At 59.9% G+C, this 25,309-nt stretch carries 23 protein-coding genes and 1 pseudogene; 11 read left to right on the top strand and 13 right to left on the bottom strand.

The window, feature by feature from the left end; translation table 11 throughout:
• Window positions 1-34 precede the first annotated feature (34 nt).
• Window positions 35-1,711: a hypothetical protein gene (locus FHT82_RS14655; protein WP_183731719.1), complete on the top strand. Its 1,677-nt coding sequence runs from the start codon at window positions 35-37 to the stop codon at window positions 1,709-1,711.
• Between the two features lie 173 nt (window positions 1,712-1,884).
• Window positions 1,885-3,564 carry a formate--tetrahydrofolate ligase gene (locus FHT82_RS14650; RefSeq protein ID WP_183731715.1) on the top strand — a complete coding sequence of 560 codons (1,680 nt, stop codon included), beginning with the start codon at window positions 1,885-1,887 and terminating at the stop codon, window positions 3,562-3,564.
• 85 nt (window positions 3,565-3,649) lie between these two features.
• Here FHT82_RS14650 and FHT82_RS14645 read toward each other — a convergent pair whose 3' ends face one another.
• Window positions 3,650-4,585: an extensin family protein gene (locus FHT82_RS14645; RefSeq protein ID WP_183731712.1), complete on the bottom strand. Its 936-nt coding sequence runs from the start codon at window positions 4,583-4,585 to the stop codon at window positions 3,650-3,652.
• A gap of 262 nt (window positions 4,586-4,847) precedes the next feature.
• Between FHT82_RS14645 and FHT82_RS14640 the strand changes: the two genes are divergently transcribed.
• Together FHT82_RS14640 and FHT82_RS14635 are read left to right on the top strand one after the other, a co-directional pair.
• Entirely contained in the window at window positions 4,848-7,082 is a 2,235-nt protein-coding gene (locus FHT82_RS14640) for a TonB-dependent hemoglobin/transferrin/lactoferrin family receptor (protein WP_183731709.1), read from the top strand.
• 267 nt (window positions 7,083-7,349) lie between these two features.
• Complete coding sequence (locus FHT82_RS14635; protein WP_183731706.1) at window positions 7,350-9,539, top strand: anthranilate synthase; 2,190 nt, start codon at window positions 7,350-7,352, stop codon at window positions 9,537-9,539.
• 68 nt (window positions 9,540-9,607) lie between these two features.
• On the opposite strand, the gene FHT82_RS14630 is transcribed toward FHT82_RS14635, so the two are convergent.
• From FHT82_RS14630 to FHT82_RS14615, 4 genes are all read right to left on the bottom strand, one after another.
• A complete protein-coding gene (locus FHT82_RS14630) occupies window positions 9,608-9,772 on the bottom strand; it encodes a DUF1328 domain-containing protein (protein WP_007824505.1) in 165 nt (54 codons plus the stop codon).
• Window positions 9,773-9,872: 100 nt separating this feature from the next.
• On the bottom strand, window positions 9,873-10,394 hold the full coding sequence (locus tag FHT82_RS14625) for a hypothetical protein (protein WP_183731704.1): 522 nt from the start codon (window positions 10,392-10,394) through the stop codon (window positions 9,873-9,875).
• Between the two features lie 117 nt (window positions 10,395-10,511).
• A complete protein-coding gene (locus FHT82_RS14620; protein WP_183731701.1) occupies window positions 10,512-11,192 on the bottom strand; it encodes a GNAT family N-acetyltransferase in 681 nt (226 codons plus the stop codon).
• Window positions 11,189-11,683: a MarR family transcriptional regulator gene (locus tag FHT82_RS14615; protein ID WP_183731698.1), complete on the bottom strand. Its 495-nt coding sequence runs from the start codon at window positions 11,681-11,683 to the stop codon at window positions 11,189-11,191. The genes FHT82_RS14620 and FHT82_RS14615 overlap by 4 nt, the downstream gene beginning before the upstream one ends.
• 253 nt (window positions 11,684-11,936) lie before the next feature.
• Here FHT82_RS14615 and emfA point away from each other — a divergent pair, with 253 nt between their 5' ends.
• Together emfA and queF are read left to right on the top strand one after the other, a co-directional pair.
• Complete coding sequence (gene emfA, locus FHT82_RS14610) at window positions 11,937-12,851, top strand: CDF family cation efflux transporter EmfA (RefSeq protein ID WP_183731695.1); 915 nt, start codon at window positions 11,937-11,939, stop codon at window positions 12,849-12,851.
• Window positions 12,851-13,315, top strand: coding sequence for a preQ(1) synthase (gene queF, locus FHT82_RS14605; protein ID WP_183731692.1), 465 nt, complete (start codon window positions 12,851-12,853; stop codon window positions 13,313-13,315). Before emfA ends, queF begins: the two co-directional genes overlap by 1 nt.
• Before the next feature lie 191 nt (window positions 13,316-13,506).
• On the opposite strand, the gene FHT82_RS14600 is transcribed toward queF, so the two are convergent.
• Together FHT82_RS14600 and FHT82_RS14595 are read right to left on the bottom strand one after the other, a co-directional pair.
• Window positions 13,507-14,259 (bottom strand): DUF2076 domain-containing protein, encoded by a 753-nt coding sequence (locus FHT82_RS14600; protein WP_183731689.1) that lies wholly within the window; start codon window positions 14,257-14,259, stop codon window positions 13,507-13,509.
• Between the two features lie 115 nt (window positions 14,260-14,374).
• Complete coding sequence (locus FHT82_RS14595) at window positions 14,375-15,085, bottom strand: hypothetical protein (RefSeq protein WP_183731687.1); 711 nt, start codon at window positions 15,083-15,085, stop codon at window positions 14,375-14,377.
• 157 nt (window positions 15,086-15,242) lie between these two features.
• On the opposite strand from FHT82_RS14595, the gene FHT82_RS14590 reads away from it, so the two are divergent.
• The 3 genes from FHT82_RS14590 to leuA all read left to right on the top strand — a co-directional run bounded on the left by FHT82_RS14590 (window position 15,243) and on the right by leuA (window position 19,265).
• Complete coding sequence (locus tag FHT82_RS14590) at window positions 15,243-15,830, top strand: ATP-dependent Clp protease proteolytic subunit (RefSeq protein ID WP_183731684.1); 588 nt, start codon at window positions 15,243-15,245, stop codon at window positions 15,828-15,830.
• Window positions 15,831-15,990: 160 nt separating this feature from the next.
• Window positions 15,991-17,205, top strand: coding sequence for a benzoate/H(+) symporter BenE family transporter (locus tag FHT82_RS14585; protein WP_183731681.1), 1,215 nt, complete (start codon window positions 15,991-15,993; stop codon window positions 17,203-17,205).
• 326 nt (window positions 17,206-17,531) lie between these two features.
• Window positions 17,532-19,265 (top strand): 2-isopropylmalate synthase, encoded by a 1,734-nt coding sequence (leuA, locus tag FHT82_RS14580; RefSeq protein WP_183731678.1) that lies wholly within the window; start codon window positions 17,532-17,534, stop codon window positions 19,263-19,265.
• 99 nt (window positions 19,266-19,364) lie between these two features.
• On the opposite strand, the gene FHT82_RS14575 is transcribed toward leuA, so the two are convergent.
• From FHT82_RS14575 to FHT82_RS14560, 4 genes are all read right to left on the bottom strand, one after another.
• Window positions 19,365-20,201, bottom strand: coding sequence for an anti-sigma factor (locus tag FHT82_RS14575; protein WP_183731675.1), 837 nt, complete (start codon window positions 20,199-20,201; stop codon window positions 19,365-19,367).
• 5 nt (window positions 20,202-20,206) lie between these two features.
• Window positions 20,207-20,719 (bottom strand): RNA polymerase sigma factor, encoded by a 513-nt coding sequence (locus tag FHT82_RS14570; protein ID WP_183731672.1) that lies wholly within the window; start codon window positions 20,717-20,719, stop codon window positions 20,207-20,209.
• A 217-nt stretch (window positions 20,720-20,936) separates the two neighbouring features.
• On the bottom strand, window positions 20,937-21,497 hold the full coding sequence (locus FHT82_RS14565) for a hypothetical protein (RefSeq protein WP_183731669.1): 561 nt from the start codon (window positions 21,495-21,497) through the stop codon (window positions 20,937-20,939).
• A gap of 159 nt (window positions 21,498-21,656) precedes the next feature.
• Entirely contained in the window at window positions 21,657-22,565 is a 909-nt protein-coding gene (locus tag FHT82_RS14560) for a metallophosphoesterase (protein WP_183731666.1), read from the bottom strand.
• 68 nt (window positions 22,566-22,633) lie between these two features.
• On the opposite strand from FHT82_RS14560, the gene FHT82_RS14555 reads away from it, so the two are divergent.
• On the top strand, window positions 22,634-23,113 hold the full coding sequence (locus FHT82_RS14555) for an NUDIX domain-containing protein (protein WP_183731664.1): 480 nt from the start codon (window positions 22,634-22,636) through the stop codon (window positions 23,111-23,113).
• A gap of 3 nt (window positions 23,114-23,116) precedes the next feature.
• On the opposite strand, the gene FHT82_RS14550 is transcribed toward FHT82_RS14555, so the two are convergent.
• On the bottom strand, window positions 23,117-24,106 hold the full coding sequence (locus tag FHT82_RS14550) for a glutathione S-transferase family protein (RefSeq protein WP_183731661.1): 990 nt from the start codon (window positions 24,104-24,106) through the stop codon (window positions 23,117-23,119).
• A gap of 210 nt (window positions 24,107-24,316) precedes the next feature.
• On the opposite strand from FHT82_RS14550, the pseudogene FHT82_RS14545 reads away from it, so the two are divergent.
• Window positions 24,317-24,890, top strand: a pseudogene (locus FHT82_RS14545) (N-acetyltransferase).
• Here FHT82_RS14545 and FHT82_RS14540 read toward each other — a convergent pair.
• Window positions 24,891-25,307 carry a GNAT family N-acetyltransferase gene (locus FHT82_RS14540; protein WP_183731658.1) on the bottom strand — a complete coding sequence of 139 codons (417 nt, stop codon included), beginning with the start codon at window positions 25,305-25,307 and terminating at the stop codon, window positions 24,891-24,893. It lies immediately after the preceding pseudogene.
• Window positions 25,308-25,309 lie beyond the last annotated feature (2 nt).

Raw genomic sequence — 25,309 nt, 5'->3', positions numbered from 1 at the left:
GCGTATAATCAGATGCAACTGAGGCGATCTAAGCGTGCGCTTTGCAATTTCTTTTTTTGATAAGTACTTTCCCGTCCAGTTATTATTTGTTTTGTTTCTTTTCAACTTGCCGATAGGAGCTGCTGTCTCCCAGGCTGCCGAACAGAAACAGGCGGGGCAGCCCCCAATGAGTTTCATCCTCGTGCGCCGTGCTGTTTGCAACCAACCCTGCCCGGAATGGATTTCGGCCGAGGGGCGCATTACTTCCGATACACCTGCCCAAATGAGAAAAATTCTCAAGAAGATCGGGAATCGGAAATTGCCGGTCGTGTTCCGTTCGGAAGGTGGGGATGTGAACGCTGCCTATGCTATGGGACGAATGATTCGTAAGGCTGGGCTGGAAACCGCGGTCGGTGGTACGCGGCTGGAGGGCTGCCCGCCAGAGGATCTACGTTGCGCTGCCGCCATCGCCCGGAATGGCGCTTCAGCAGGATCTACCTATTCGTATGGAGCATATTGCGTCTCTGCGTGCCCGCTGGCTTTGGCAGGTGGTACGACGCGGGCTTCGTCGCAATGGGCGTATATCGGCGTTCATCAGATCACGACCGTCTACAACAAGATGCGCGTGTCCTATCGCATTGAATATAAGATGGTGAACGGGAAGAGGCAGGAAGTCTCCCGCAAGGAGATTGGCCGCAAGGTTACCGGGCAGAGCAGCTCTACCAAGCTAGGCAAAAAAGCGACGGCAACTCTCAAGGCGTATCTGAAAGAGATGGATGTCAGCGATGACATCGTTGACCTGATGATGAGTGCCGGGCCTGAGAGCATGGCGATGGTCGTACCTACGGAAGCGCTCAGGACGGGCCTGATTACGGATATGCTGGCCTACAACGAATGGCCCGGCATGCCGCTCTGCGCCAAGGACGCGGCGCCAGAGGCTGTCTGCTATCGCCATCCGACGACTGAGGCGACTGTATCTCAGGCGCCACCGGTGCAGGATGTGGCCGCATATACATACCAGGGGGCGTCGAAAACGCATCCGATGGACTTCCTTGTGATGTATAACGGCAATTGCGTGGAAGAGTGCACGCAATGGATTTCTGCGGATGGAGACATCACACGGGATACGCCGGCTCAGCTGGACGCAATCTTGAAGACGCTCGGCGGAAGAAAGCTGCCGGTCGTCTTTCAGTCCTTTGGTGGGGACATGGAAGCTGCTTTCGCAATGGGGCGCATGATCCGGGCTGCGGGTCTGGAGACTTCAGTCGGCGGGGCGCGGTTGCCGAATTGTCCAGTGTCAGACCCGCGTTGCACGGCGAGCATGGCCAAAGGCGGGCCGACCGAGGGCGAGGTCTCTGCCAGCGGTGCTTACTGCTTTTCTAGCTGCACTCTTGCCTTCATGGGCGGAACGCCGCGGCTTGTGGGAAGCTCTGATATGGGCCTCAATCAACCGGCGGCGAAGCTAACAGAGGCCGAACGAGACAAATTCCACGCCTATTTCAATGAGATGGGCATCAGCCTAGAGACAGTCGACACGATGATGACAGCACCACCAAGCGCTAGAGGCCTCATCTATCATTCTCAGGCGCTAAAACTCGGCATCATCAATGGTGTCATCCCTGACGATGAAGAGCCCGGCTTTCATCTCTGCGGACCAAATGCGAAGGAAAGTGTCCGGTGCCCCAGAAAATCCGAGGCGGCGATCGTCCCGGCTGATGCCTCGGTAAATTGATGCCGAGATGCTTTCATGGTCTCCCGTCGTAAAGCCCGGAATCGCTGGTCCCTAATAACCATGGAATAGGGAGACCGGCATGCATGGCGCTATTCACAGTTGGGGCATATTTCGCTATCCGATTGAAATAAACGCCGAGTCCGTCGCGCGCAGAGAAAGCGGGAACCTGATCCATGGCTGCCATTAAATCCGATATCGAAATCGCGCGTGCGGCAACGAAGAAACCGATCTTCGAGATCGGGGCCAAGCTCGGCATCCCGCCGGAGCAACTCGTTCCCTATGGCCACGACAAAGCCAAGGTCAGTGCCGAGTTCACTGCTGCGCAGGAGGGCAAGAAGGACGGCAAGCTGATCCTCGTTACCGCTATCAATCCAACGCCGGCGGGCGAGGGCAAAACGACGACCACGGTCGGTCTCGGCGACGGGCTGAACCGCATCGGCAAGAAGGCGATCGTCTGTATACGCGAGGCTTCGCTCGGCCCTTGCTTCGGCGTCAAGGGTGGGGCGGCCGGCGGCGGTTATGCGCAGGTCGTGCCGATGGAAGATATCAACCTGCATTTTACCGGCGATTTCCACGCGATCACCTCGGCGCATAATCTGCTCGCGGCGATGATCGACAATCACATCTACTGGGGCAACGAAGAGAATATCGACCTGCGCCGCGTCACGTGGCGACGGGTGATGGACATGAACGACCGGGCGCTGCGCAGCATGGTCTCCTCGCTCGGCGGCGTCTCCAACGGGTTCCCGCGGCAGAACGGTTTCGATATCACCGTCGCGTCCGAAGTCATGGCGATCCTGTGTTTGGCGAGCGATCTCAAGGATCTGGAGCGCCGGCTCGGCGACATCATCATCGGCTACCGTTTCGACAAGACGCCGGTCTACGCCCGCGATCTCAAGGCAGACGGGGCGATGGCCGTGCTCCTGAAGGATGCCATGCAGCCGAACCTCGTGCAGACGCTGGAAAACAATCCGGCCTTCGTGCATGGCGGGCCTTTTGCCAATATCGCCCATGGCTGTAATTCGGTGATCGCGACGAAGACGGCGCTGAAGCTCGGCGACTATGTCGTGACGGAAGCGGGCTTCGGGGCCGATCTCGGGGCCGAGAAATTCTTCGACATCAAGTGCCGCAAGGCGGGGCTGAAGCCGAGCGCTGCCGTGATCGTCGCGACGGTCCGGGCGCTGAAGATGAATGGCGGCGTGAAGAAGGACGATCTCGGCACGGAAAATGTGGGCGCGCTGGTGCGAGGCTGCTCCAATCTCGGCCGCCACATCGCCAATGTGCGCCGGTTCGGCGTGCCGGTCGTGGTTGCGATCAACCATTTCCTTTCGGATACGGATGCGGAAATCGCTGCCGTGAAGGAATTTGTCGCGCGCCACGGCGCGGAAGCCATCCTCTGCCGCCACTGGGCGGAGGGTTCGGCCGGTATCGAGGACCTCGCCTATAAGGTGGTGGAGCTTGCCGAATCCGGACAGGCGCGGTTCGAGCCGCTCTACGGCGACGACCTGCCGCTATTCGAAAAGATCGAGATCGTCGCCTCGAAGATCTACCATGCCGGCGAGGTGACGGCTGACAAGGCTGTACGCGACCAACTTGCCGCCTGGGAGGAGCAGGGCTACGGCAAGCTGCCGGTCTGCATGGCGAAGACGCAATATTCTTTCTCGACAGATCCGAACCTGCGCGGCGCGCCGGAGGGGCATATCGTGCCGGTACGCGAAGTGCGCTTGTCGGCAGGTGCGGGCTTCGTCGTCGTCATCACCGGGGAGATCATGACCATGCCCGGCCTGCCGAAATCGCCATCCGCCGAACGGATTTTCCTCAATGACCAGGGGTATATTGAAGGGCTGTTTTGATCGGCAGCCATTTCACAATCCGATTCAAGGCTTTCGTAATCGGCTTCCGCTTTTTCGGCCAAGCCTTTTACTTCCTTATTGAATTTCAGTGGCAATAGCGATAGCCGCCCTTTCTCTTGATCACGTCGAGATGGAAGTGGGTCTCGTGGGCAATGTCGCTCTCGGGATCGAGCACTGTCGTGAAATAGAGGCAGCCTGCCGCGCTCACCGTGCGCTGGAATGCGCCTGTCAGGGTCGAATCCTCGCGACGTGAGCGGACGGCGACATCCTCGCCCTTCCCGAAGCTGAAGCTTGCGATATCGATGGCATTGCCGCGAGCATGTTCGGAAATCTTGCCGGTCTCTGCGCCGTTGCGCAGGCGGCAGATATAAGCGGAGGCCTGATTGATGGTGGTGATTTCGCCGCTCTCCGGCAGGGCGACGGAGGCTGCTGGCATGACGCTTCCCTTCATCCATCGCGCGAGCGCCAGTGCCGTCGGGCAGCGCAATGTTGCTTCAGGTTTCAGTGTGATGCCGGGCAGAGCCTGAGAGACAATGATCGGTTTGTCGATGCCGCATCCGTTGCCATCGTCGATGCGAGGTATTTCCCGGAAGACAATGCCGAGGCTCTGCAATTCTCTAATGCATTGTGCATGGTCCGCATCGCTCTCGGGCTCGATGGTCAGGTGCTGTTGCTCCAGGGTCAGCTCACCGGGTCTTATTGGCTTCTGGTCTTCCGGCGGAACAGGAGGCAACTCATCCTTTCCGCTTGGGGGTGCGGGAGAGGTTTCGCCGGGTTTGGGCTGCGGTGTCGGAACCTCGGAAGCCGGCGGTATCGTCTCGGGCTTCTGCTCGGGCGCAGCCTCCGGCTGAGGCTTGGGAGCCTCCTCGGTTTCTGGTTTCTTTTCTGGTTGAGGGACAGCAGGCGCTTCGGTTGCGGCTTCAGGTCTTGCCTGCGGCACCGGGCCGGTTCGCGGCAGTTTTGCGCCGGGGAGCAGGGCGAGTGCGGCAAGAAGGACCGCCGTCTTCCGAAATTCTCTCACACGTCGTTTCCCGTCGTTGATCGAGCGGAGGAAACGCAAGAGCGGCGATTTCGTTGCAGTTGCGCAACGTTTGAGAAGATCGTTAAAACTTGAGCATATAATTCAACATAAATCACCCATATATATTGACAATAAAACTCATGTTTTTTATGCGGCAAAAAGAAGGCGGAAATCTCCGCAATCGTCCGCAAGCCTAGCCAGCCCCTCGAGCGTCTGACACGCCACGACAGCCAGCCCGGTAATTTCCATTTGAGGGTAGGTTATGATCGTCCGGCATTGGCGCTCGGTTCTAATGGTCTGCACAGCAGCCGCACTTGTTCTTCCCGTTTCACAGGCTCTCGCTCAGAGTGCACCGGCAGCGACGCCGGCCACGAATGCCGACGGCGCAACCGTTCTCCAGAAGATCGTCGTCAAGGGAAATCGGGCGGCGCCCGGCAGCATTGCCGACACGCCGCTTGCGACCCAGATCGACAGGAAGGAACTGGAACAGAAGCAGGTCACGAACTACGACGACATCGGTCGCAGCGTCGATGCGACCGTGAACTATTCGCGTGCCGACGGGGGCTTCAACCTGCGCGGCCTTTCCGGTCCGCGTATCCTGACGACCATCGATGGAATCCCGATCCCCTATGTTTCCAATAGTTCGCGTCAGGGCGCCTTTGCGACCAGCAACGCCAATGGCGGCGGCGATACCTTCGATTTCGATTCACTTTCCTCTCTCGACATCGTGCGCGGCGCGGATTCGAGCAAGGGCGGCTCGGGTATGCTCGGCGGTGCCTTCGTTCTCAACACGCTCGAGCCTGAAGACCTGATCCCGGAAGATCGCGACTGGGGTGCGATCGTCAAGTCGACCTATGACAGCGAAGATCGCAGCATTGCAGGCTCCGCTGCTGCCGCCAAAAAGGTCGGCAACACGTCGATCCTTTTCCAGGGTTCTTATCGCAAGGGCCACGAGCGCGACAACACGGGCGATAACGACAGCTATGGCCGCTTGCGCACCGAGGCGGATCCGGCTGATTTCGATCAGAACAATCTGCTCTTCAAGGTGCGCCAGGACCTCGAAGGCGGCCATCGCATCGGCCTGACGGCTGAACGTTTCCGGCGCGATCTGAAGACCGATCTTCGGGAGCAGCAAGGCTTTGGCCGCACATACATGATCAACAATTTCGACGGCCGTGAATTGCGCGACCGCGATCGTGTCTCGCTCGATTATGATTATGAAGCGCAGTCTTCCGATGCCTTCTTCAGCAGTGCTCGGGCGACGCTCTATTGGCTTGATTTGAAGAAGGAAGCCGGCAGCCAGGGCCGAACGGCCGCTAATGTTGCCTACGGCCGTAACAATGAGATCGAAAACGAAACCTGGGGCTTCAGTGGCACCGCGACCAAGGATTTCGAATATTCCGGTCTCAATCACTCCGTTCGCGTTGGTCTCGATGTCGGCGTATCGAAGTGGACCCAGTTCAGCTGGGCGCTTTGCCCGACGCCGACGACATGCCCTTCTCTGAACAATCAGGCGGAAGTGCCAAATGTCGACAGCCAGAACCTTGCTTTGACTTTCGAAGATAAGATCGAAATCGGCAATACCGGCTTCGCGCTGACGCCGGGCTTCCGCTTCGACTGGTTTAATTACAACCCGTCGACTGGTGGTGGGTTTGCAACCAATACCGGCCTCAGCCGTTTCGGAGATCTCCGCGATCGCACTGAAGCAGCAATGTCACCAAAGCTGCTTGCGACCTACGATCTGACGCCCGATGTCCAGCTTTATGCGCAGTTGGCAGTTGGCTTCCGAGCTCCCACCGTGGACGAACTCTATAGCCGCTTCTACAATCCCAACGGCCGCTATGCGCAGCTTGGCAATCCCGATCTTGAGCCGGAAATCGGCCGTGGCATCGAGATCGGTGCCAATTTCGACACGGGCGGCATGCAGGGGCGAGTGGCCGCTTTCCACACCCGTTATCAGAACTTCATTGAGACGCAGCAGAACTACAACCCCGTAGCCAACTTCACGGAATTCAATTACGTGAACGTCTCGTCGGCCTCGATTTCGGGCCTCGAAGCGAATGTGATCAAGACCTTCGACAACGGCATCAATCTTCATACCTCGCTTGCTTATACCTATGGTCGGAATGACGATACGCAGGAGCGGCTGCGCTCTGTTGCACCGTTCAAGGCCATTATCGGCGGCGGTTGGAGCAACGACGAATACGGTTTCGACCTCTCCTCGACACTCTCGTCGCAGATGACCGGCAACGATAATGCGGAGACGTCTTTCGATGCACCTGGTTATGGCATCGTCGATCTGACGGCATGGTGGACGCCTGAGCAGGTCAAGGGTCTGCGCATCCAGGGCGGTGTCTATAACATCTTCGATCAGGAATATTACAGCGCGCTGGCAGTTCGTGACGTTAATTTGAGTTCACCGACGGCGTCACAGCCGAAGGAGTGGTACACGGAGCCGGGACGTACCTTCAAGATCTCGGTCACCAAGACTTTCTAACTGCAAATCAGCCTTTCAAGGCTGGGGTAGGGGCGGCTTTCGGGTCGCCCTTTTTCGTGCGCGAATGGCCCCTTGCGCTTGGCTTCATCTCAGGCTAACAATTTTGCCCATGAAGAAGTCCTTGAACATTGCAGTTTGGTGGTGGGCTCGCTGAGGCGGCCTCGACCAATCGTGTCCAAAGACGACGAACGAGCCGCCCGAAACTTCGAGGCGGCTTTTTTGTTTCAAAGGTCGCCTTTCGTCCGGGTCCGATAACGGAGTGGAACTATGGTAACGATCCTGCGGGATGATGGTGCGGAAATCTATGAGACCAAGGGCGGCATCACCGTCACCCGGCAAAGGCGGGCAATTCCCTATGCCGACGCGGTCTCGTCCTATGTCGACAAGCTCGACGAGCGGCGCGGCGCCGTCTTCTCGTCGAACTACGAATATCCGGGCCGCTATACGCGTTGGGATACGGCCGTCGTCGATCCGCCGCTCGGTGTTTCCTCCTTTGGCCGCAATGTCTGGATCGAAGCCTATAACGAGCGCGGCGAGGTCGTCCTCGGCTTTATCGTCGAGCGGTTGAAGACGGTTCGCGAGATCGAACTCGGTGTATCGACCGCGCGCAAGCTCGACCTGACGGTCAAGATGCCTGACCGCGTCTTTACCGAGGAAGAGCGCTCGAAGATGCCGACGGTCTTTACCGTCCTTCGCGCCATTACCGATCTCTTCCATTCGCAGGCCGATGCCAGCCTCGGCTTTTATGGCGCCTTCGGTTACGATCTCGCCTTCCAGTTCGATGCGATCAACCTGAAGCTGGAGCGGCCTTCCGACCAGCGCGACATGGTTCTCTACCTGCCGGACGAAATCCTCGTCGTCGACAACTATGCCGCCAAGGCCTGGATCGACCGCTACGATTTCGCCAAGGACGGCAAGACGACCGAGGGCAAGGCCGAGGATATTGCGGCAGAGCCTTTCGTGCGCACCGACGTCATCCCGCCGAAGAGCGATCACCGGCCGGGCGAATATGCCGACCTCGTCGTCAAGGCGAAGGAGAGCTTCCGCAAGGGCGATCTCTTCGAAGTGGTGCCTGGCCAGAAGTTCATGGAGCGTTGCGAAAGCAAGCCGTCCGATATTTCCAAGCGGCTGAAGGCGATCAATCCATCGCCCTATTCCTTCTTCATCAATCTCGGCAATCAGGAATATCTGGTCGGCGCCTCGCCGGAAATGTTCGTGCGCGTTTCCGGCCGCCGCATCGAGACCTGCCCGATCTCGGGTACGATCAAGCGCGGCGACGATCCGATTGCCGACAGCGAGCAGATCCTGAAGCTCTTGAACTCGAAGAAGGATGAGTCCGAACTGACCATGTGCTCGGATGTCGACCGCAACGACAAGAGCCGCGTGTGCGAGCCGGGTTCGGTCAAGGTCATCGGCCGCCGGCAGATCGAGATGTATTCGCGCCTCATCCACACGGTCGACCACATTGAAGGCCGTCTGCGCGACGATATGGATGCGTTCGATGGTTTCCTCAGCCACGCCTGGGCGGTGACCGTCACTGGCGCGCCGAAGCTCTGGGCCATGCGTTTTATCGAATCCCATGAGAAGAGCCCACGCGCATGGTATGGTGGGGCGATCGGCATGGTCGGCTTCAATGGCGACATGAATACCGGCCTGACGCTGCGCACCGTGCGCATCAAGGATGGCATCGCGGAAGTGCGCGCCGGTGCGACGCTGCTGAACGATTCCATTCCTGAGGAAGAAGAAGCCGAAACCGAACTGAAGGCCTCTGCCATGCTTTCCGCCATCCGCGATGCAAAGACCGGCAATTCCGGCAAGATCCAGCGCGATGTCGCCTCTGTCGGGAAGGGCGTCAACATTCTGTTGATCGACCACGAGGACAGCTTCGTGCACACGCTGGCGAATTACTTCCGCCAGACGGGAGCCACGGTCTCGACCGTGCGCACGCCGGTGCCCGAAGAAATTTTCGATCGGCTGAATCCGGATCTCGTGGTGCTGTCGCCCGGTCCCGGCAACCCGAAGGATTTCGACTGCAAGGCGACGATCAAGAAGGCCAGGGCACGCAATCTGCCGATCTTCGGCGTCTGCCTCGGCCTGCAGGCACTGGCCGAAGCCTATGGCGGCGAGCTTCGCCATCTGGCGCTGCCGATGCATGGCAAGCCGTCGCGCATCCGCGTGCTCGAGCCGGGTATCGTCTTCTCCGGCCTTGCCAAGGAAGTGACGGTTGGCCGCTATCACTCGATCTTTGCCGATCCTTCGACGCTGCCGCGGGAGTTCATCATCACGGCTGAAAGCGAGGATGGTACGATCATGGGCATCGAGCATGCCAAGGAGCCGATCGCAGCCGTGCAATTCCATCCGGAATCGATCATGACGCTCGGTGGCGATGCCGGCATGCGGATGATCGAGAATGTGGTGGCGCATCTCGCTCGCCGGGCCAAGACCAAGGCCGCCTGATGCCAAAGGCATAAACAATAAGAACCCGCCGGAAACGGCGGGTTCTTATTGTGCGTTAGGTTGTCGGTCTAGACCCGCCGCATGAGCCGGGCGACGATGGACACGACGAACAGCACCAGGAAGATGAAGAACAGGACCTGGGCGATCGAAGCGGATGCGCCGGCAATGCCGCCAAATCCAAGGACGCCTGCAATCAGGGCTACGACGAGAAATACCAGAGCATAATACAGCATCGCGATCTCCTTCAGCGGTTGCTGGCAAGGATAACGGAAGCGTGAGCGCTTCGTTCCATTGTCGCCGCAACAATTGGATTTGCGTGCTGACTAAGTCTGCTCAGCCGAACTGCAAATCGGTCTTGAAAGACCGGTCGCCATCGCGCGGCATCGGCGGTTCTGCTGCCGCCAGATAGGATCTTGCCGGTCCCGTCAGCACGAACCAGAGGCTGGCGCCGATCATGAAATAGGCAGCGGACGGATCGTCCGAGCGGGTAATGAAGGGAAGGCAGGCGGCGGTGAAGAGGATGGCGAGCCGGACGGCCCATTCGGCCTCACGCTTCATGAAGGCCCTGGCTTTCAGCTTTTTGTAGGTGGCAGCATTGTAGCCGTCGGCATCGCGGCCGGTGAACAGCGTCCAGGCGGAGGGGAGCGCGAGCATGACGAGGCCGCCGTAGCACAATAGGAGCGCTGGACCAGCAAGGAAATGGCTGGCCGCGAAGATCAGCAGGCCTGTCACGGCAATGTTCCAGAGCGGCTCCAGCCGTTCCGGCGACAGGCCGGTCCGGATGTGCCAGGCCCGCAAGGAACTGGCCGCACCGTCAAGCAACGGTTGGTCGATGTAGCGATTGATCCAATGCATGTCTCACGCGGTCCCCAATTGACTGCAGCGCCGTCCACACCATGCAATTGGGTCGCTATCATGGCGCGCATGGCAAAAGCGTGAGCCTATGGTGTTTTAGCAAGTATATGAGGGGGCCTATGCGCGGCGCTTGACGACGTGCAGGTTCATTTCCGATCGCAGCGTGAAGCCAAGTGCCTTGTAGAGCGTGATGGCCGACGTGTTGGTGTAATAGGCATGCAGGAAGACGGTATCGCCCCTGGCGGAAATTTCTCCGGCGACGTAGCGGAAGAGCAGGGTGCCGAGGCCGCGCCCCTGAAAATCGGGATGGGTGCAAAGGCCGCTGAGCTCGCCAAATCCAGGGTGACGCAGGCGCTGGCCGGCCATGGCGACGAGCCGGCCGTCGATCTTCACACCCCAGAAGGTTCCGAGGCTTTGGGCACGAAGGGTGAAAGGGCCAGGCTTGGTCAGCGTTGCCAAAGCGAGCATTTCTTCCGCATCATCAATGGTCAGTGGCTGCAGCCGGCTGTCGGAAATACGCTCGTAAGGCCGCTCGGCGATCATCTGCACCAGCTTTCCTTCGGAGACGACCGTCAGCCCCTGTGGTATGGTGACGGGTCCGGCTTCGACGATCGCCATGACCTCGTCTGCCGCCGGCAGGTTTTCGAGCGCTTCGAGGCTTTCGCGCGTCTCGTCGGCGGCGGCCGCGAAAGGAACGATGGAGGGCGGATAGCGCATCGCATGTTCGCCGCCTTCGGCGAGTTCGGCATGCGTCGTCTGAAGCGCGTTCCAGATCGGTCGGTCGAGGATATGGCTCATGCGGTTTTCTCCTGCGCGGCGCTGGTGCGGCGGATGAGCGGCGCTTCTGAAAGCCCATCCTCGATTGCCGCAAGCTGTTCAAGCAGCGGGCCGTGGAGATCCCCGCAGAGATCGGCAACGGCGGCTGCGATGCGCGGCCAAACCTGTTGTCTGGAATAGTCGACGAGTTCCTGTCCTTTCTGTGTCAGTGAAACGACCCTGCGCCGCTGATCTTCGGCGGACTGTTGCATATCGAGGAAGCCGAGCTCCATGAGCTGGGAAGCGGTGCGCGTCGCGCCGGGTTGGGTGATGCCCACGGCCTGCGCCAATTCCCCTATGGTCAGAGGACCGAGCCTGTCGATGGCGCCGAGAAAGGGATATTGCGCGGCCTGTATCGAGACGCCCAATTCCTCGATCACCTCCTGTGTGTCGGCCTGCAGTCGTTCGCCGATCCGGCGGAAGCGGCTGCCAAGGCATAGGTAGCCCAGCGATTTCACCATATCTTCAACCAAAGCAGGTTCCTTTTCAAATTCCATAATAAGTTATATAAGTTATTATGGAATTGGCGTCAATCATGCGACGCGGCGTAGAGGACGCCATTCACTCGGGAAGAACTTGCCTTTGTTTTAATCTGCAAGGCCTTTGACTTTTTGGACCCGATTGCCCATATCACCCGCATTGGCCGCCTGCGCGATTCCCGCGTGGGCGGTTTTGCGTTTCGATGGCTTAAATGCTGCAATTCATTCGCATCCGCAGGGGGACGATATGAACGACGAGAGCAATCTCACGGTCCGGAAACTGGCGTTCTGGGGCATTCCCGTTTCGCTCGGTGTGATGGGACTGAAGATGGTCGCCTGGTGGGTGACGGGCTCCGTGGCGCTGCTCTCGGACGGGCTGGAATCCTTCGTCAACGTGGTGGCGGCTTTCATCGCCTTCTTTGTCATCCGCTATGCGCAGAAGCCTGCTGACCACGATCATCCTTTCGGCCATCATAAGGCGGAGTATCTTTCGGCCGTCACCGAAGGGGTGATGATCGTCGTCGCTGCGCTGCTGATCGTCGAGGCGGCCGTCGGCCAACTTGCCGATCCGCGTATGCTCGAAGCGCCGGTTCTGGGTCTTGCGATCAACTTCGCCGCCGGGGTTATCAATGCCATCTGGGCGCAGCTTTTGATCCGTACCGGGCGAAAGCACCGGTCTGCGGCTTTGACGGCGGATGGGCAGCACATCATGTCGGATGTTGTCACCTCCGTTGGCGTTCTCGTTGGCCTACTTCTGGCGCTTGCGACGGGCTATGCGATCTTCGACCCCATTCTTGCCATTCTCGTTGCGCTCAACATCCTGTATCAGGGCTGGAAGGTGATCTCTCAGTCGATCGGCGGGCTGATGGACCAGGCGGTCGAGCCGCAGGAGGAGGAGGCGATCAAGCAGGCGATCGCCACCCATGCGGCAGGCTCGATCGGCGTGCATGACCTGAAGACGCGGCGCGCCGGTTCGGTGACCTTCGTCGATTTCCATCTTGTCGTGCCCGCCAAGATGACGGTTCGTGAAGCCCATGATATTTGCGACCGCCTTGAAGATGCCATTCGCGCAGCGCATGCGGGCGCGACAATTGCCATTCACGTGGAGCCGGAGGGCGAAAAAGCTCACGGTATCCGCGTCAAAGTGATCAAGGAGGCGTAATGCCGAAGACAGACGTTTCCAGCCTTTCGATGCTGGGCCAGCAGACGGAAACCGCAAAGAACCCCGAAGAAGCGGTCCTGGAAAAGGTGCCTGCCAACCACGTCGGCACCGATTATGTCGTACGCTTCACGGCACCGGAGTTCACGTCGCTCTGCCCGATGACCGGTCAGCCGGATTTCGCCCATATCGTCATCGATTACATTCCGAACGAATGGCTGGTGGAATCGAAATCGCTGAAGCTCTTCCTGCATTCCTTCCGCAATCACGGCGCTTTCCACGAGGATTGCTCGATTTACATCGCCAAGCGCATCGTCGAGCTGCTTGAACCGAAGTGGCTGCGCATCGGCGCCTACTGGTATCCGCGCGGCGGCATTCCGATCGACGTTTTCTGGCAGACCGGCAAGCCGCCGGAAGGTGTATGGCTGCCGGATCAGGGCGTTGCGACCTATCGCGGACGTGGGTGAGCCGCGGTCGGGCACAGCCCGAGCAATCGATAGTTCTTCCTTCAATGCAATTCCGGACGAAAAACCGCCAGGCACTTTTTCTGGAATTGCTTTGAATCGATTGCAGCAGCGAACGCCCTGAGCCTAAGCGAAGGGCCGGGATACGGTGCGGCAGTTTAAAACCCGCTGTCGCACATACAGCGCATCAGTTCTCAGACATCCGTCGTATCGCTATCGGAATCGTCGGAAAAGTCGTCGTCATTGTCGTCATAATCGGCCTGCTGGACATTGTCGTCATTATTCGTCCGGTTATCGTCGGCCTGGCTGTTGTCGCCATAGTAGTTGTTGATGACGGTTTCCTCGGTTGGCGCGCTGGCATTGCCGAAGGGATTGGCGCCGCCAAAAGGCGAACCCCAGCCAAGCGACGACATGTGGTTGCCGAAGATGCCGGAAAGCGAATTGGCAAGCAGCATGCCGCCGGCGACACCGGCTGCCGTGCCGAGAGCGCCGCGCAGGAAGCTGCCGCCGGCGGACGGCGCGTAGGCCTGCTGGCTCCAGGGGCCGGTCGGCTGCTGTGCCATTTGACGGCTATTGTCATAGCCGCGCGGTTGTTCGTAGCTATCTCTCGGTGCGCCACCCCATGGGCCGGGAGCGGGCGCCGGCTGTTGTGTCTGCGTGTTGCCGAAGATGGAGCTCAGGAAGCCGCCTTGTTCCGCCTGGCGGTGACCCCCTTCGCCCGCTTCGAGCTGGCGGACGCGCTCCTCAAGCTCCTTGATGTGGTTGGCAGCGGCTTCCAGACCCTTTTCCTGAACGATAACGGCCTGTGCCAGATAATAGGTGGCAGAGGGTTGCGCACGGGTGGCTTCCGATATCAGCGCTTCGGCTTCCGGATCGCGCGGCGTGGCGGCTGCGGTACGGACGCGATCGAAGAGGGCGGTCAGCAATTGGCGTTCTTCCGGTGACATGTCCTGTCTCCTTTAAAGTTCTGCGGCTTTAGCGTTCGGCGGGAGGGCCGCGTTAAGCTGAGTTAGGAAGCGATTGGGGCATTTCAAAGCCTTGGCGGCTTACATTTCAGTAAGCTCAGACTTCCTTAAGCCAGATGCGCAGAGGCCCCAGAAATTCGAAGCCCGTGCGCAGCGCCTCGTCCAGGTCGTCGCCGTGTTCGTAGCCGACAAGCGGTTCTCCCGGATAGAGCCTGGCGGCCTGCGCGATCAGCCCGCGGCGGATGGTTTCACCGTGCCGGTCCTCGGCAAACAAGTTGGAATGGCCGACGACGCCGGCGTGGTGATTGAGGATCCCGCCGCCGACCGGTTGGCCGTGCTCGAAACCAAGCAGGAAAGTGATTTCAGGATCATGCAGCAGTGGCTCGGTAAAGATCGTCTGCGTTATCGGCCCGTTCGCCTTGCCCCATTCCGCATCCCATCGCGCAAGATCGGCAGCGCTTTCCATGCGCTCCCATGTGAATGGGGACGGTGCCGGGATTGGCGTGCGCATACCGATCCATTCGGCTTCGAATAGCATCGTGAAGCCGAGGGGTGCGAGATCGACAGCCGCGTAGCTGTCCTTGACTGCCCAGTCGCGCTTCTCGCTGCTGATCAGCGTCTCGATCGCCTCTACCGCTTCGTCGTCCGCCTCCGTCAACGTTATGGCATCGGGATAGAAGGGCGGCGTGCCGCGGCGGTGGAACCAGAGCGTTGACGTGAACTCGCCGGGCGAGCCCTGCGCCTTGCAGACGGCGTCGCACCAGAATGCGTTATTGCGCACGGCTGCGCGTAGCAGGGAGGAGGTCATTTTGCGTTTCTCCCGGTCTTTTCAGAGGATGCGATGATATCGTCCGTTTGTCATAAGAATATCTTCACCGCTTCCTGCTTCCTCTTTTTCCCGCATTGTTTTACGCATTGAGTCGCACTATGTGCGAGGAACCGCATTGGACGTGAGAGAGGTTCGAATGAACGAAGAAGAAGAACAGGACGAAAAGACGAAGGAACTGCCGCTCGGCAAGGAAACGGAGGCGAACCTTTTCAAGTCGCGTTCGATCTTCATCTACGGGCCGATCACGCAGGAACTGGCACAGAAGGTCTGCACTCAGCTCGTGGCGCTTGCTGCCGCCAATGACGAAGATATCCGCATCTACGTGAATTCGCCCGGCGGCCATGTCGAATCCGGCGATTCCATTCACGACATGATCAAGTTCATCAAGCCGAAGGTCTGGATGATCGGTACGGGCTGGGTCGCCTCTGCCGGTGCGCTCATCTATGCCGCAGCTCCGAAAGAACGTCGTATCTGCCTGCCGAACACCCGCTTCCTGCTGCACCAGCCGTCCGGCGGCACGCGCGGCATGGCTTCGGACATCGAGATCCAGGCACGCGAGATCATCAAGATGAACGAGCGACTGATCAAGATCTTCTCGAAGGCCACCGGCCAGGCGGAAGAAAAGATCGCCAAGGATATCGACCGCGATTACTGGCTCTCGGCCGAGGACGCCGTTGCCTATGGTCTCGTCGCTCGCGTCGTGACCTCACAGAACGAAATCTGATCTTTCGCTGATCTGTTTTTGAATTTACGCCCCGTCTGTCAGCCGCAGGCGGGGCGTTTCCCTATCCGCCGAGATAACGACAAGTAATCTCGGGGATTGCCGCTCAGGCGAACATTTCCGGCGGCAATCCGGCTTGCGTGCAATTCTCTTATGCTGCTCCATGCGCAATCTTCGCAGCCGGAGTCGCGCCATGCTCAAAGATTTTTCCGTCCAGAGCCTGTTCATGGGGCTGTTGACGGCGTTCGTCGGGTTTACCAGCTCCTTTGCCGTGGTGCTGCACGGATTGCAGGCGGTTGGTGCGACCGATGCGCAGGCCGCTTCGGGGCTGATGGCGCTGTCGATTTCCATGGGGCTTTGCGCCGTCGTGCTCAGCGCCGTTACGCGCCTGCCGGTCAGCATTGCCTGGTCGACCCCCGGTGCGGCGCTGCTGGCGAGCATCGGCACGATCGACGGCGGTTTCGATGCGGCTGTCGGAGCCTTCATTCTCTGCGGTGTGCTGATCGTCGTTGCCGGGCTGTTCAAGCCGCTCGGGCGGGCCGTCGCCGCCATTCCCGCGCCACTTGCCAATGCCATGCTCTCGGGTGTTTTGCTCGGTCTCTGCTTTGCCCCGGTGAAGGCGATCGCCTTCAATCCGCTGCTTGGATTGCCGATCATTCTGACCTGGATCGTGGTCGGCGCCTTCAAGCGCCTTTGGGCCGTGCCGGCAGCGCTGGTGGCCTTCGTGCTGGTGCTGGCCTTCGGTGTCGATATTCCGGAGGGGGCGCTGGCTTCACTCGAACAGTCGCTGGTGCCTGTCGTCGATATCGTCCATCCGGTCTACAATCTCGCAGGCTTCGTGTCCATTGCGCTGCCGCTCTTCATCGTGACGATGGCATCGCAGAACATTCCCGGTATCGCCGTGCTGAAGGTCAATCACTATGATCCGAAGCCGGGACTGCTCTTTGCCGTCACCGGGGTCTTCTCGCTTCTGGCGGCGCCCTTCGGCGGCCATGCGGTCAATCTGGCGGCCATCACGGCGGCGATGTGCGCCGGGCAGGATGCGCATGCCGATCCTTCGCGGCGCTATTGGGCAGCGCTGATTTCGGGTGTCGGTTACGTCATTCTCGGCCTGCTTGCGGGCGCAGTGACGGCCTTTGTCGCATTGGCGCCGCCGATCCTGATCGAGGCCGTGGCGGGTCTCGCACTTGTCGGTGCCTTCTCCGGGTCTGCCATGGCGGCCTTTCAGGCGCCTGATACGCGCGAGGCGGCGGCGATCACTTTCCTCGTCACGGCATCGGGCGTTTCCTTCGGCGGCATTTCCGGCGCCTTCTGGGGGCTGGTTGCCGGTGGGCTGATGCTCGCGCTGTCTCGAATTGTGCAGATGACGAAAAAATAGGTGAGGGGTTGCCGGAATTTCCGCCGAAGGTTATAAGCGCGGTCATGAAGAGCACAAGCGCACGGATTTCCGAGACGATTGCACGCAGCCGCACGGCATTGCGTGACAATACGCGCGCCCTGACCGCGCTTCTTCTCCTCGGCCTTACGCGCGGTTGCCGGGTCCTTTGAGGAGCGCCCGGCGGCCGAAAGCCGCCCGGCTATCGCTCCTCGCGACTCACTCTCAAAATTGACCAAACGACCGAGTAAAGGTCCGCATTTGCAGTCGCCAAGCCTGATATGATCGGCTAAGACGCGGGGCAAATGCCGGGACGAGGAGACAAGACAATGGACATGAACACCAGCCGATCCTCCGCAAGCGCTGCTTCCGCCAAGGGCATGCCCGACGCCGCCGTGAAGTACCGGGCTTATCCGCAGGTAAACATTCCCGACCGCACCTGGCCGACCAAGACCATCACCAAGGCGCCGATCTGGTGCTCCGTCGACCTGCGCGACGGCAATCAGGCGCTCGTCGATCCGATGGGGCACGACCGCAAGGCGCGCATGTTCCAGTTGCTGCTCGAAATGGGTTTCAAGGAAATCGAGATCGGTTTCCCATCGGCCTCGCAGACCGATTTCGATTTTGCCCGCTGGTGCATCGAAGAGGGCAATGTGCCTGACGACGTGTCGCTGCAGGTGCTGGTGCAGTGCCGGCCTGAGCTGATCACGCGCACCTTCGAGGCGCTTCAAGGCGCAAACCGGCCGATCGTGCACTTCTATAATTCCACCAGCGAATTGCAGCGCCGCGTGGTGTTCGCCAAGGATGTGCGGGGCATCAAGCAGATTGCCGTCGATGCCGCCAAGATGATCACTGACATGGCAGCCAAGGCCGGCGGCGGTTACCGTTTCGAGTATTCGCCCGAGAGCTTTACCGGCACCGAACTGGACGTGGCGCTGGAAATCTGCAACGCCGTCATCGACGTTGTGAAGCCGACGCCCGATAACAAGCTCATCATCAACCTGCCTTCGACCGTCGAAATGGCGACCCCGAACGTCTATGCCGACCAGATCGAATGGATGTGCCGCAATCTCGATAACAGAGAAAACCTGATCATCTCGCTGCATCCGCATAATGACCGCGGCACCGGCATTGCCGCCGCTGAGCTGGCCTTGCTGGCAGGCGCTGACCGCGTCGAAGGCACGCTCTTCGGCAATGGCGAGCGCACCGGCAATGTCGATGTCGTCACCATGGCGCTCAACATGTTCACGCAGGGCGTCGATCCGGAAATCGATTGCTCCAACATCGAGCGCATCAAGGAAGTGTTCGAATATTCGAACCAGATGGCGATCGCCGAGCGTCATCCCTATGTCGGCGAACTGGTCTACACGGCCTTTTCCGGCTCGCATCAGGATGCGATCAACAAGGGCATGAAGGCTGCTCAGGTCGCCAACCATCCTGTCTGGGAAGTGCCTTACCTGCCGATCGACCCGCGTGATGTCGGCCGCTCCTACGAGGCGATCATCCGCATCAATTCGCAGTCCGGCAAGGGCGGCATCGCTTATATCCTGCAGCAGGATTACGGGCTCAACCTGCCGCGCAACCTGCAGGTCGAATTCCGCGAAGACATCCAGCGCATCACCGACGAAGAAGGCAAGGAGCTTCCCTCCAAGCGCATCCACGACCGCTTCATCGAGCGCTACGTGACGCAGCCGGGTGGGCGTCTGAAGTTTGTCGACCACCACACCTATCCCGATACAGAGCGCAAGGGACAGCGGATCGTCGCGGCCGAGATTACCGACAATGGCGAGATCAAGCGTATCGAAGGCCGCGGCAACGGCCCGATCGATGGCTTCATCAATGCGTTGTCGCACTATCTCGGCATCGAGATGTCGGTCGAGGATTATTCGGAGCATTCGCTGCAGCACGGCTCGAATGCCGCTGCCATCTCCTATGTCGAGACGTCCTATCCGGGCGGCAAGCTCTTCGGCGCAGGTATCAACACCAATATCGTCGCCGCATCGCTCGAAGCAATCGTGTCCGCGGCTAACCGCGTCCTCGACGTGAAGGCCGGCAAGGCCTGAGCATTCTGATCAGGCCGCGACTGCCTCGGGGTGACGCGGCCTGACGATGCAATCGGCGTGCTCATCGAGCTCGTCCTGCGCTTGCGTATCTCGTCAGATTCAGATTTCGGCAGCGATTTCCAAGGCAAGCTGGCCGAGCGTGGCTTCGGCGGAGGGGCCGGCCAGCACATAGGAGGTGCCGGCATTGTGCCAGGTCACGAGGCCGATCTCGTCGCGGATCGTTTCCTTGAAGTCTTCCGTTTCCGGCGGCTGTGCATCCTTGCGGAAGCAGATCGAGATGATATCGCCGTCGGTGTTGGAATAGACGAGCTGGCCGACGGGGCGGCTGTCGCCGAGGATCACGCGTGCGCCCTGGAAGGTCCAGGATCCGGCCGAGAGATCCGGCACACGGAACGGTACGCCGATTGCGGTCGTCAGCCAGGATGAGATTTCCTCGGACTGCGAGGCCGGCACTTCGACGAGGTGGCGCGGTTGGCGCACGAGAAGCCGCTGGAAGGCGGTGACGTCGCCCAACCAGTCATTCGTGTTGATTTGGGGCGCTGTGACTCGTGTGGCGTCATCCGTATCCGGGGCATTGCCGATGAAATAACCGATGCTACCGCCGACGACGAAAAGAATGAGGGCTACGGCAAGCGCCTGGCGGCCGCTGGGCGCGAGCTTGAGCTGAAAGCGGGCATTGCGTTGCGCGATCGGCGTCTTCGGCGGTTGCGTGCTTTTGATGGAGCGGACAAGCGACAACGGGACCGGTTCCTTCAGCATGTCGTCCAGTTTACGGCGGCCGAAATCGACGCCGTGGCGTAGCTTATCGTAGATCTTACGGGCGGTTTCATCTGTTGCCAGCCTGCTTTCCAGCTCCAGCTTTTGTTCCGGTGTGGTTTCGCCGTCGAGGAGGGCGGCAAGCTGGGCTTCAAGCGGCTGTTTTTTGAAATCGAGCAAATCAGTCAGTACCTGTGGACGGGCGGATTGTGACCGGACAATGCGGCGAAATGGAGTCGTGCCGTCGCAAGCTGACCGGCAATGCTGCCGATTGTGATGCCCATGATTTCGGCTGCCTGCTGATAGCTGTGCCCTTCCACGTCGATCAGCACGAAGATGCTGGCCACGCCCTCAGGCATCTCCGCGAGCATACGGTGCAGGGCATCGGTATCGACGACCGTTGCGCGATCGCGAATGGCGTCGCGGATGTCAGTCACGTTACCTCGTGTAGTCGGTCGCGGCTTGCGCTTGCGGCTGTCTTCCGCCCATTGCTGGCGGGCCAGCGTATAGATCCAGCTTTCCAGCCGGCCTTCGCCGTTCCACTGATGCCCTTTGGAAATTGCGCGCAGACAGACCGCTTGGACCAGCTCATCGGCTGCAGCCGTCTCTCCCGCGAGCGTGATGGCAAAGCGGCGGAGGCGGGGCAGAAGGCCGACGAGATCACGCCGGATATCGGTGGTGGTGGCGGGTTGGCGCATTGTCTTTCCAAGAAGCATTCACATCGGCCGGCATTCAACTGTTTTGCATTCGGGCCGGCTTCGCGTACAGGCCCTGCCCGGCGGGCGTGAAGCCATCGTATCTACCCCGGCCATGCAGGCGGCTTTATGAAACAAGTCGCCTGTATTTCGCAAGCGCGGGGGTGAATTCATCCATCCCTTCCCAAGGGATTTCGTACCATAGCCCGCGGAGCTTGCCTCAATATGTCCTGTAGCCGTTCAGGCTCTGGAGAAGAGCGCGATAGGCCCAGGTATTTTCGCCGCCGCGATCACGGATCTCGACGAGCTGCACGCGGGCGCCCTGGAGGTCGCCCTGTTCGGCAAGCGCCATACCCATGTAGGAGCGGGCGAGGATGTAATTCTCATCCTGTTGCAGCGCCTTCTTGTAGTAGGACATGCCGAGCTCCATGCGGCCAGCCTTGCGGTTGGCATAGCCGAGATAATTCAGGATGCGCGGATCGTTCTGGTTCTGCGCGAGGTTCAGCACCGTGATAGCGTTCTCGTATTGGCCGGTATAGGCAAATTCCCGGGCAAAGTTGTAGAGGTCGTCATCGTTGAAGCTCTGCTTCTTCGGATCAACGCATTCCTTCTTCTTGGCATCCCAGACCTTGCCCTTGGTGCAGGTCTTGGTCGTTTGGGTCTTCTGCGGCGGCGAGGTGTCATCGTTCCCGCCACCGACCGCAAAGGCGGATGTGGCGAGACCGAAAGCAAAGACGGAAACAAGCGAAAGTCTGCACAGGCGATGAAGAGAAGAAGTCATCGGGCGTACTCCGTTTTGAAGCGCTGCGGTTGTTGAATTGTACGCCGACGCTTAAAAATACCAAGAGCCCCGGCGGCCTTTATTGCCTATGCTGCGACATTGGTGACCGATCTTCACAGGTTGGTTCAAAAGCTGCCGGAATCGGTTCCGCAATCGCCTTTAAAGTGCGAAAATATCTACACTTTCCGGCATCATGCCATCGGCCGTATCGTTGATGCTGAAGCGCTCGCCCTTCACCTCCCAGGCGCCCGGGGAACCGGAAATGGAGAAGAGATTATAGGCGGCGCGGGGCTTGATGCCGCCCGGTCCCTGCGAGGCCGAAGCTATGCCGACGACAGGCACCGGGCCTGTCTGTCCGCGCAGCCAGTAAAGCGTGTTGAGATGGGTATGGCCGTGCAGCACGAGCTCTGCGCCGCCGGTGGAAACGACGGCCGCGAAACGGCGGATACCGATCATGCGCTTGTAGAAGGAGGTCGCGCCGCGGATCGGCGGATGGTGGATCATGACGACACGGAACAGACCGGCTTCACCGGCAGCGCGCAGCATGTTGACCGTATCGCGTGCCTGGCGCGCGCCGAAGAAGCCCGACGCGGCGAAGGGCGGAGTCGCAACGGCAGTCGAGCAGCCGACGATTGCAACTTTGTCGCGGATGCGAAGGTAGGGAAAGATATGCCGGTCTGCCTCCCATTCCGGCGGGGCAAGGTCGCCGCGCACATAGTCGTACCAGGCGCGCATCGACTTCTCGTAGGCGCCCGGCACATAGGCGTCGTGGTTGCCGGGTACGACCGACGTAGCGGCTGGATCGCCGAGTTCCTGCAGCCAGGCTGCCGCGCTCCGGATCTCGATGCCGCTCGCCAGATTGACGAGGTCGCCGGTCACCGCCAGATGGTCGGCCTCGTGGGTGCGGATATCGTCCAGCAGCAGATCGAGCGTGCTGCCGAAAAGATGCTTGCGCCGGTTGCGGTGCCAGTTCACAAAGCCCGTAATACGTTTTGAGAAAAGTTCGTGAATGGAAAGGCGGGGCAGGGGTCCGAGATGGACGTCGGAGATATGCGCGAGCTTGAACATGCAACGACACATAGACCAGCTTATTTACAATTCAAACACATCCCCGCGATGAGAGTATGAAAGAGCCCATGGCAGACAAACAAACATGGCCCCTTCACATGAAAGTGTTGGTGCGATTGCTGCACGTCTATTTTTCCGTCGCGCGTGGAATGACGATGGGGGTGCGTGCAGCCTGTTTCGACGAGCAGGGACGCCTCTTTCTCGTTCGTCACAGCTATACGGGCGGATGGCATATGCCGGGCGGCGGGCTTGAGCGAAACGAGACGGCAGAAGAGGCGCTCATCAAGGAATTGCGGGAGGAAGGCAACCTCAAGATCGTCGGCAAGCCGCAGCTCTTCCACGTCTATTTCAACACCAACATTACCCGGCGCGACCATGTGGTTTTCTACCGCGCCACCGTGGAGCAGATTGCGCCGCGGCCGCCGGACTGGGAGATTGCCGAAAGCGGCTTCTTCGAGGTCGACGATCTGCCCGAGGAGACGACCGAAGCGACGCTGCGAAGGCTTGCCGAGCTCCGCGGCGAGGCGGAGCCGGCGCATTACTGGTGAGGCTCAGGCTGCGGCTGCGAACTTGTCGCGGCCATGCGGCCGGTCGAGATCGAGGGCTGGGCCTGATGGCACGATGCCGGTCGGGTTGATCGTCTTGTGGCTGCGGTAATAGTGCTCCTTGATGTGGCGCAGATTGACCGTGTCTGCCACGTCAGGCGTCTGATAGAGGTCGCGCAGATAGCCTTGCAGGTTGCCGTAGTCCTCGATGCGGCGGATATTGCATTTGAAGTGGCCGACATAAACTGGGTCGAAACGTACCAGCGTCGTGAAGAGGCGCCAATCGGCTTCGGTCTGGCGATCGCCGAAAAGGTAGCGACCCTTGCCGAGGCGTTCATCGAGCCTGTCAAGCGTTTCGAACAGCTTGACGACATTCTCTTCGTAGGCGGCCTGCGTGGTGGCAAAGCCCGCCTTGTAGACGCCGTTGTTGACCGTGTCGTAGACGACATCGTTCAGTGCATCGATGTCCGCCCGCAGGTCTTCCGGATAATAATCCGGCGTCGAGCCCGTCAGACGATTGAAGGCGCTGTTGAACATGCGGATGATTTCAGCAGACTCGTTGTTGACGATCGTGCCCGTATGCTTGTCCCAGAGCACCGGGACGGTGACGCGGCCGGAATAATGCGGATCGGCCTTCACATAGACTTCCCAGAGAGCCTTCGAGCCGAAGAGCTGGTCGCCGGTGGCGCCATTGCCGACCTTGAATTCCCAGCCGTTTTCCAGCATCAACGGATCGACGACCGAAACGGAAATCAGGTCTTCGAGCTTCTTCAGCTTGCGGAAGATCAGCGTGCGATGCGCCCAGGGGCAGGCGAAGGAGACGTAAAGGTGATAGCGGCCAGCCTCGGCCCTGAAACCGCCTTTGCCGCTGGGGCCGGCTTCCCCATCGGCCGTGATCCAGTTGCGGAATTGCGAGGGCTGACGCTTGAAATGGCCCTTCGTTTCCTTCGTGTCGTACCAGACGTCATGCCAGACGCCGTCCACCAGCATGCCCATGGGATTCACCTCTGAAATTGATCGTGGCTGAGTAGATATCGCATCATGCGGCGTTTTGCAGGCGACAAAGATTGAACACTGCGTCTCAGCCGCCCGGATCCCGTCCGAATTTTTGCAATAGACGGCAGAAATTTTTCCTGCTATCCGCCTTCCTCACAAATTTCTGGAATCCTGCTTGATGTCTATTCTCAGAGGCCTGCGACGACGCTGATGCTCCCGAACGCCTGAGGGCGTGTTCGCGAACCTATATATCTGCGTCTATCCGGTCTCTGTTCCCATGCTCATGTACAAGCACGATCTCGTCTACCTCACCGAGGACGCGTCTCACGACGCCGCTATCGAACTCATCAACGAAGAAGCCTTCGGCCCCGGCCGGCATACGCGCGCCGCTGCCCGTATTCGCGAGCAGGGACCGCATGACCTGTCGCTCTCCTTCATCTGCGCCGATGACGGCGAGACGATTGCTTCGGTGCGGATGACGCCGGTTCTGGCCGGAACGGTGAAGGGCCATCTCCTCGGACCGCTTGCCGTGCGGCCGTCGCACAAGAGCAGGGGTATCGGCCGGGAATTGGTGCGCATCGCGGTCGAGGCTGCCAAGCGCAAGGGTTCGGAAGCCGTCATCCTTGTGGGCGACCCGCCCTATTACGGTCCGCTCGGCTTCGAGAAGGTCGCCTACGCCGCGCTGACTTTTCCGGGGCCAGTCGATCCGAGCCGGGTACTGGTCGTCCCGATTGCCGAAGACACGCATGCGCGGCTGAAGGGCACGATTGCCTGGCGGAAGTAGTCAGAGCAGCTTCTTCAGAAACGTCCGCGTTCTTCCCTCAGGAAAATCCGGCAGTTCGCCGAAGATCTCGTAGCCTTGGCGCTGGTAGGCGCTGAGCGCGTGCGGGTTGAAGGTATCGATCCAGGCGCCGCGGCAACCGCGGGCGGCGGCTTCCTCTTCCGCCTTGGCGAGAATCTTGCCGGCCAGGCCGCTGCCGCGCAGCGTGTCGGGAATGTAGAGCATCTGCACGAAGAGCCAGCCCCAGGCCGTGTAGCCGGACAGGCCGCCCGAGATTTTTCCATCGGTGTCACGGATCAGAACGGCGAGCGGCTGGCGTTCGGACGGGCCGACATCCTCGGTGTTGAAGGCCGTCAGGCCATCGGTGATGACGGCAAGCTCTTCCGGAGAAGGGGAGGCGGTGAGCTCGAATTCCGGCATGG

It is taken from the genome of Rhizobium sp. BK275, assembly GCF_014193555.1.
In the GTDB taxonomy this organism is placed as follows: Bacteria; Pseudomonadota; Alphaproteobacteria; order Rhizobiales; family Rhizobiaceae; genus Rhizobium.
This window is presented reverse-complemented; position numbering and strand designations above follow the sequence as displayed.

Coding starts and splice junctions, on each gene's coding strand:
- FHT82_RS14650 (WP_183731715.1), top strand. CDS start 1,885: ATGGCTGCCATTAAATCCGATATCGAAATCGCGCGTGCGGCAACGAAG.
- FHT82_RS14640 (WP_183731709.1), top strand. CDS start 4,848: ATGATCGTCCGGCATTGGCGCTCGGTTCTAATGGTCTGCACAGCAGCC.
- FHT82_RS14635 (WP_183731706.1), top strand. CDS start 7,350: ATGGTAACGATCCTGCGGGATGATGGTGCGGAAATCTATGAGACCAAG.
- FHT82_RS14630 (WP_007824505.1), bottom strand. CDS start 9,772: ATGCTGTATTATGCTCTGGTATTTCTCGTCGTAGCCCTGATTGCAGGC.
- FHT82_RS14625 (WP_183731704.1), bottom strand. CDS start 10,394: ATGCATTGGATCAATCGCTACATCGACCAACCGTTGCTTGACGGTGCG.
- FHT82_RS14620 (WP_183731701.1), bottom strand. CDS start 11,192: ATGAGCCATATCCTCGACCGACCGATCTGGAACGCGCTTCAGACGACG.
- emfA (WP_183731695.1), top strand. CDS start 11,937: ATGAACGACGAGAGCAATCTCACGGTCCGGAAACTGGCGTTCTGGGGC.
- queF (WP_183731692.1), top strand. CDS start 12,851: ATGCCGAAGACAGACGTTTCCAGCCTTTCGATGCTGGGCCAGCAGACG.
- FHT82_RS14600 (WP_183731689.1), bottom strand. CDS start 14,259: ATGTCACCGGAAGAACGCCAATTGCTGACCGCCCTCTTCGATCGCGTC.
- FHT82_RS14595 (WP_183731687.1), bottom strand. CDS start 15,085: ATGACCTCCTCCCTGCTACGCGCAGCCGTGCGCAATAACGCATTCTGG.
- FHT82_RS14590 (WP_183731684.1), top strand. CDS start 15,243: ATGAACGAAGAAGAAGAACAGGACGAAAAGACGAAGGAACTGCCGCTC.
- FHT82_RS14585 (WP_183731681.1), top strand. CDS start 15,991: ATGCGCAATCTTCGCAGCCGGAGTCGCGCCATGCTCAAAGATTTTTCC.
- leuA (WP_183731678.1), top strand. CDS start 17,532: ATGGACATGAACACCAGCCGATCCTCCGCAAGCGCTGCTTCCGCCAAG.
- FHT82_RS14570 (WP_183731672.1), bottom strand. CDS start 20,719: ATGCGCCAACCCGCCACCACCACCGATATCCGGCGTGATCTCGTCGGC.
- FHT82_RS14565 (WP_183731669.1), bottom strand. CDS start 21,497: ATGACTTCTTCTCTTCATCGCCTGTGCAGACTTTCGCTTGTTTCCGTC.
- FHT82_RS14560 (WP_183731666.1), bottom strand. CDS start 22,565: ATGTTCAAGCTCGCGCATATCTCCGACGTCCATCTCGGACCCCTGCCC.
- FHT82_RS14555 (WP_183731664.1), top strand. CDS start 22,634: ATGGCAGACAAACAAACATGGCCCCTTCACATGAAAGTGTTGGTGCGA.
- FHT82_RS14550 (WP_183731661.1), bottom strand. CDS start 24,106: ATGGGCATGCTGGTGGACGGCGTCTGGCATGACGTCTGGTACGACACG.
- FHT82_RS14540 (WP_183731658.1), bottom strand. CDS start 25,307: ATGCCGGAATTCGAGCTCACCGCCTCCCCTTCTCCGGAAGAGCTTGCC.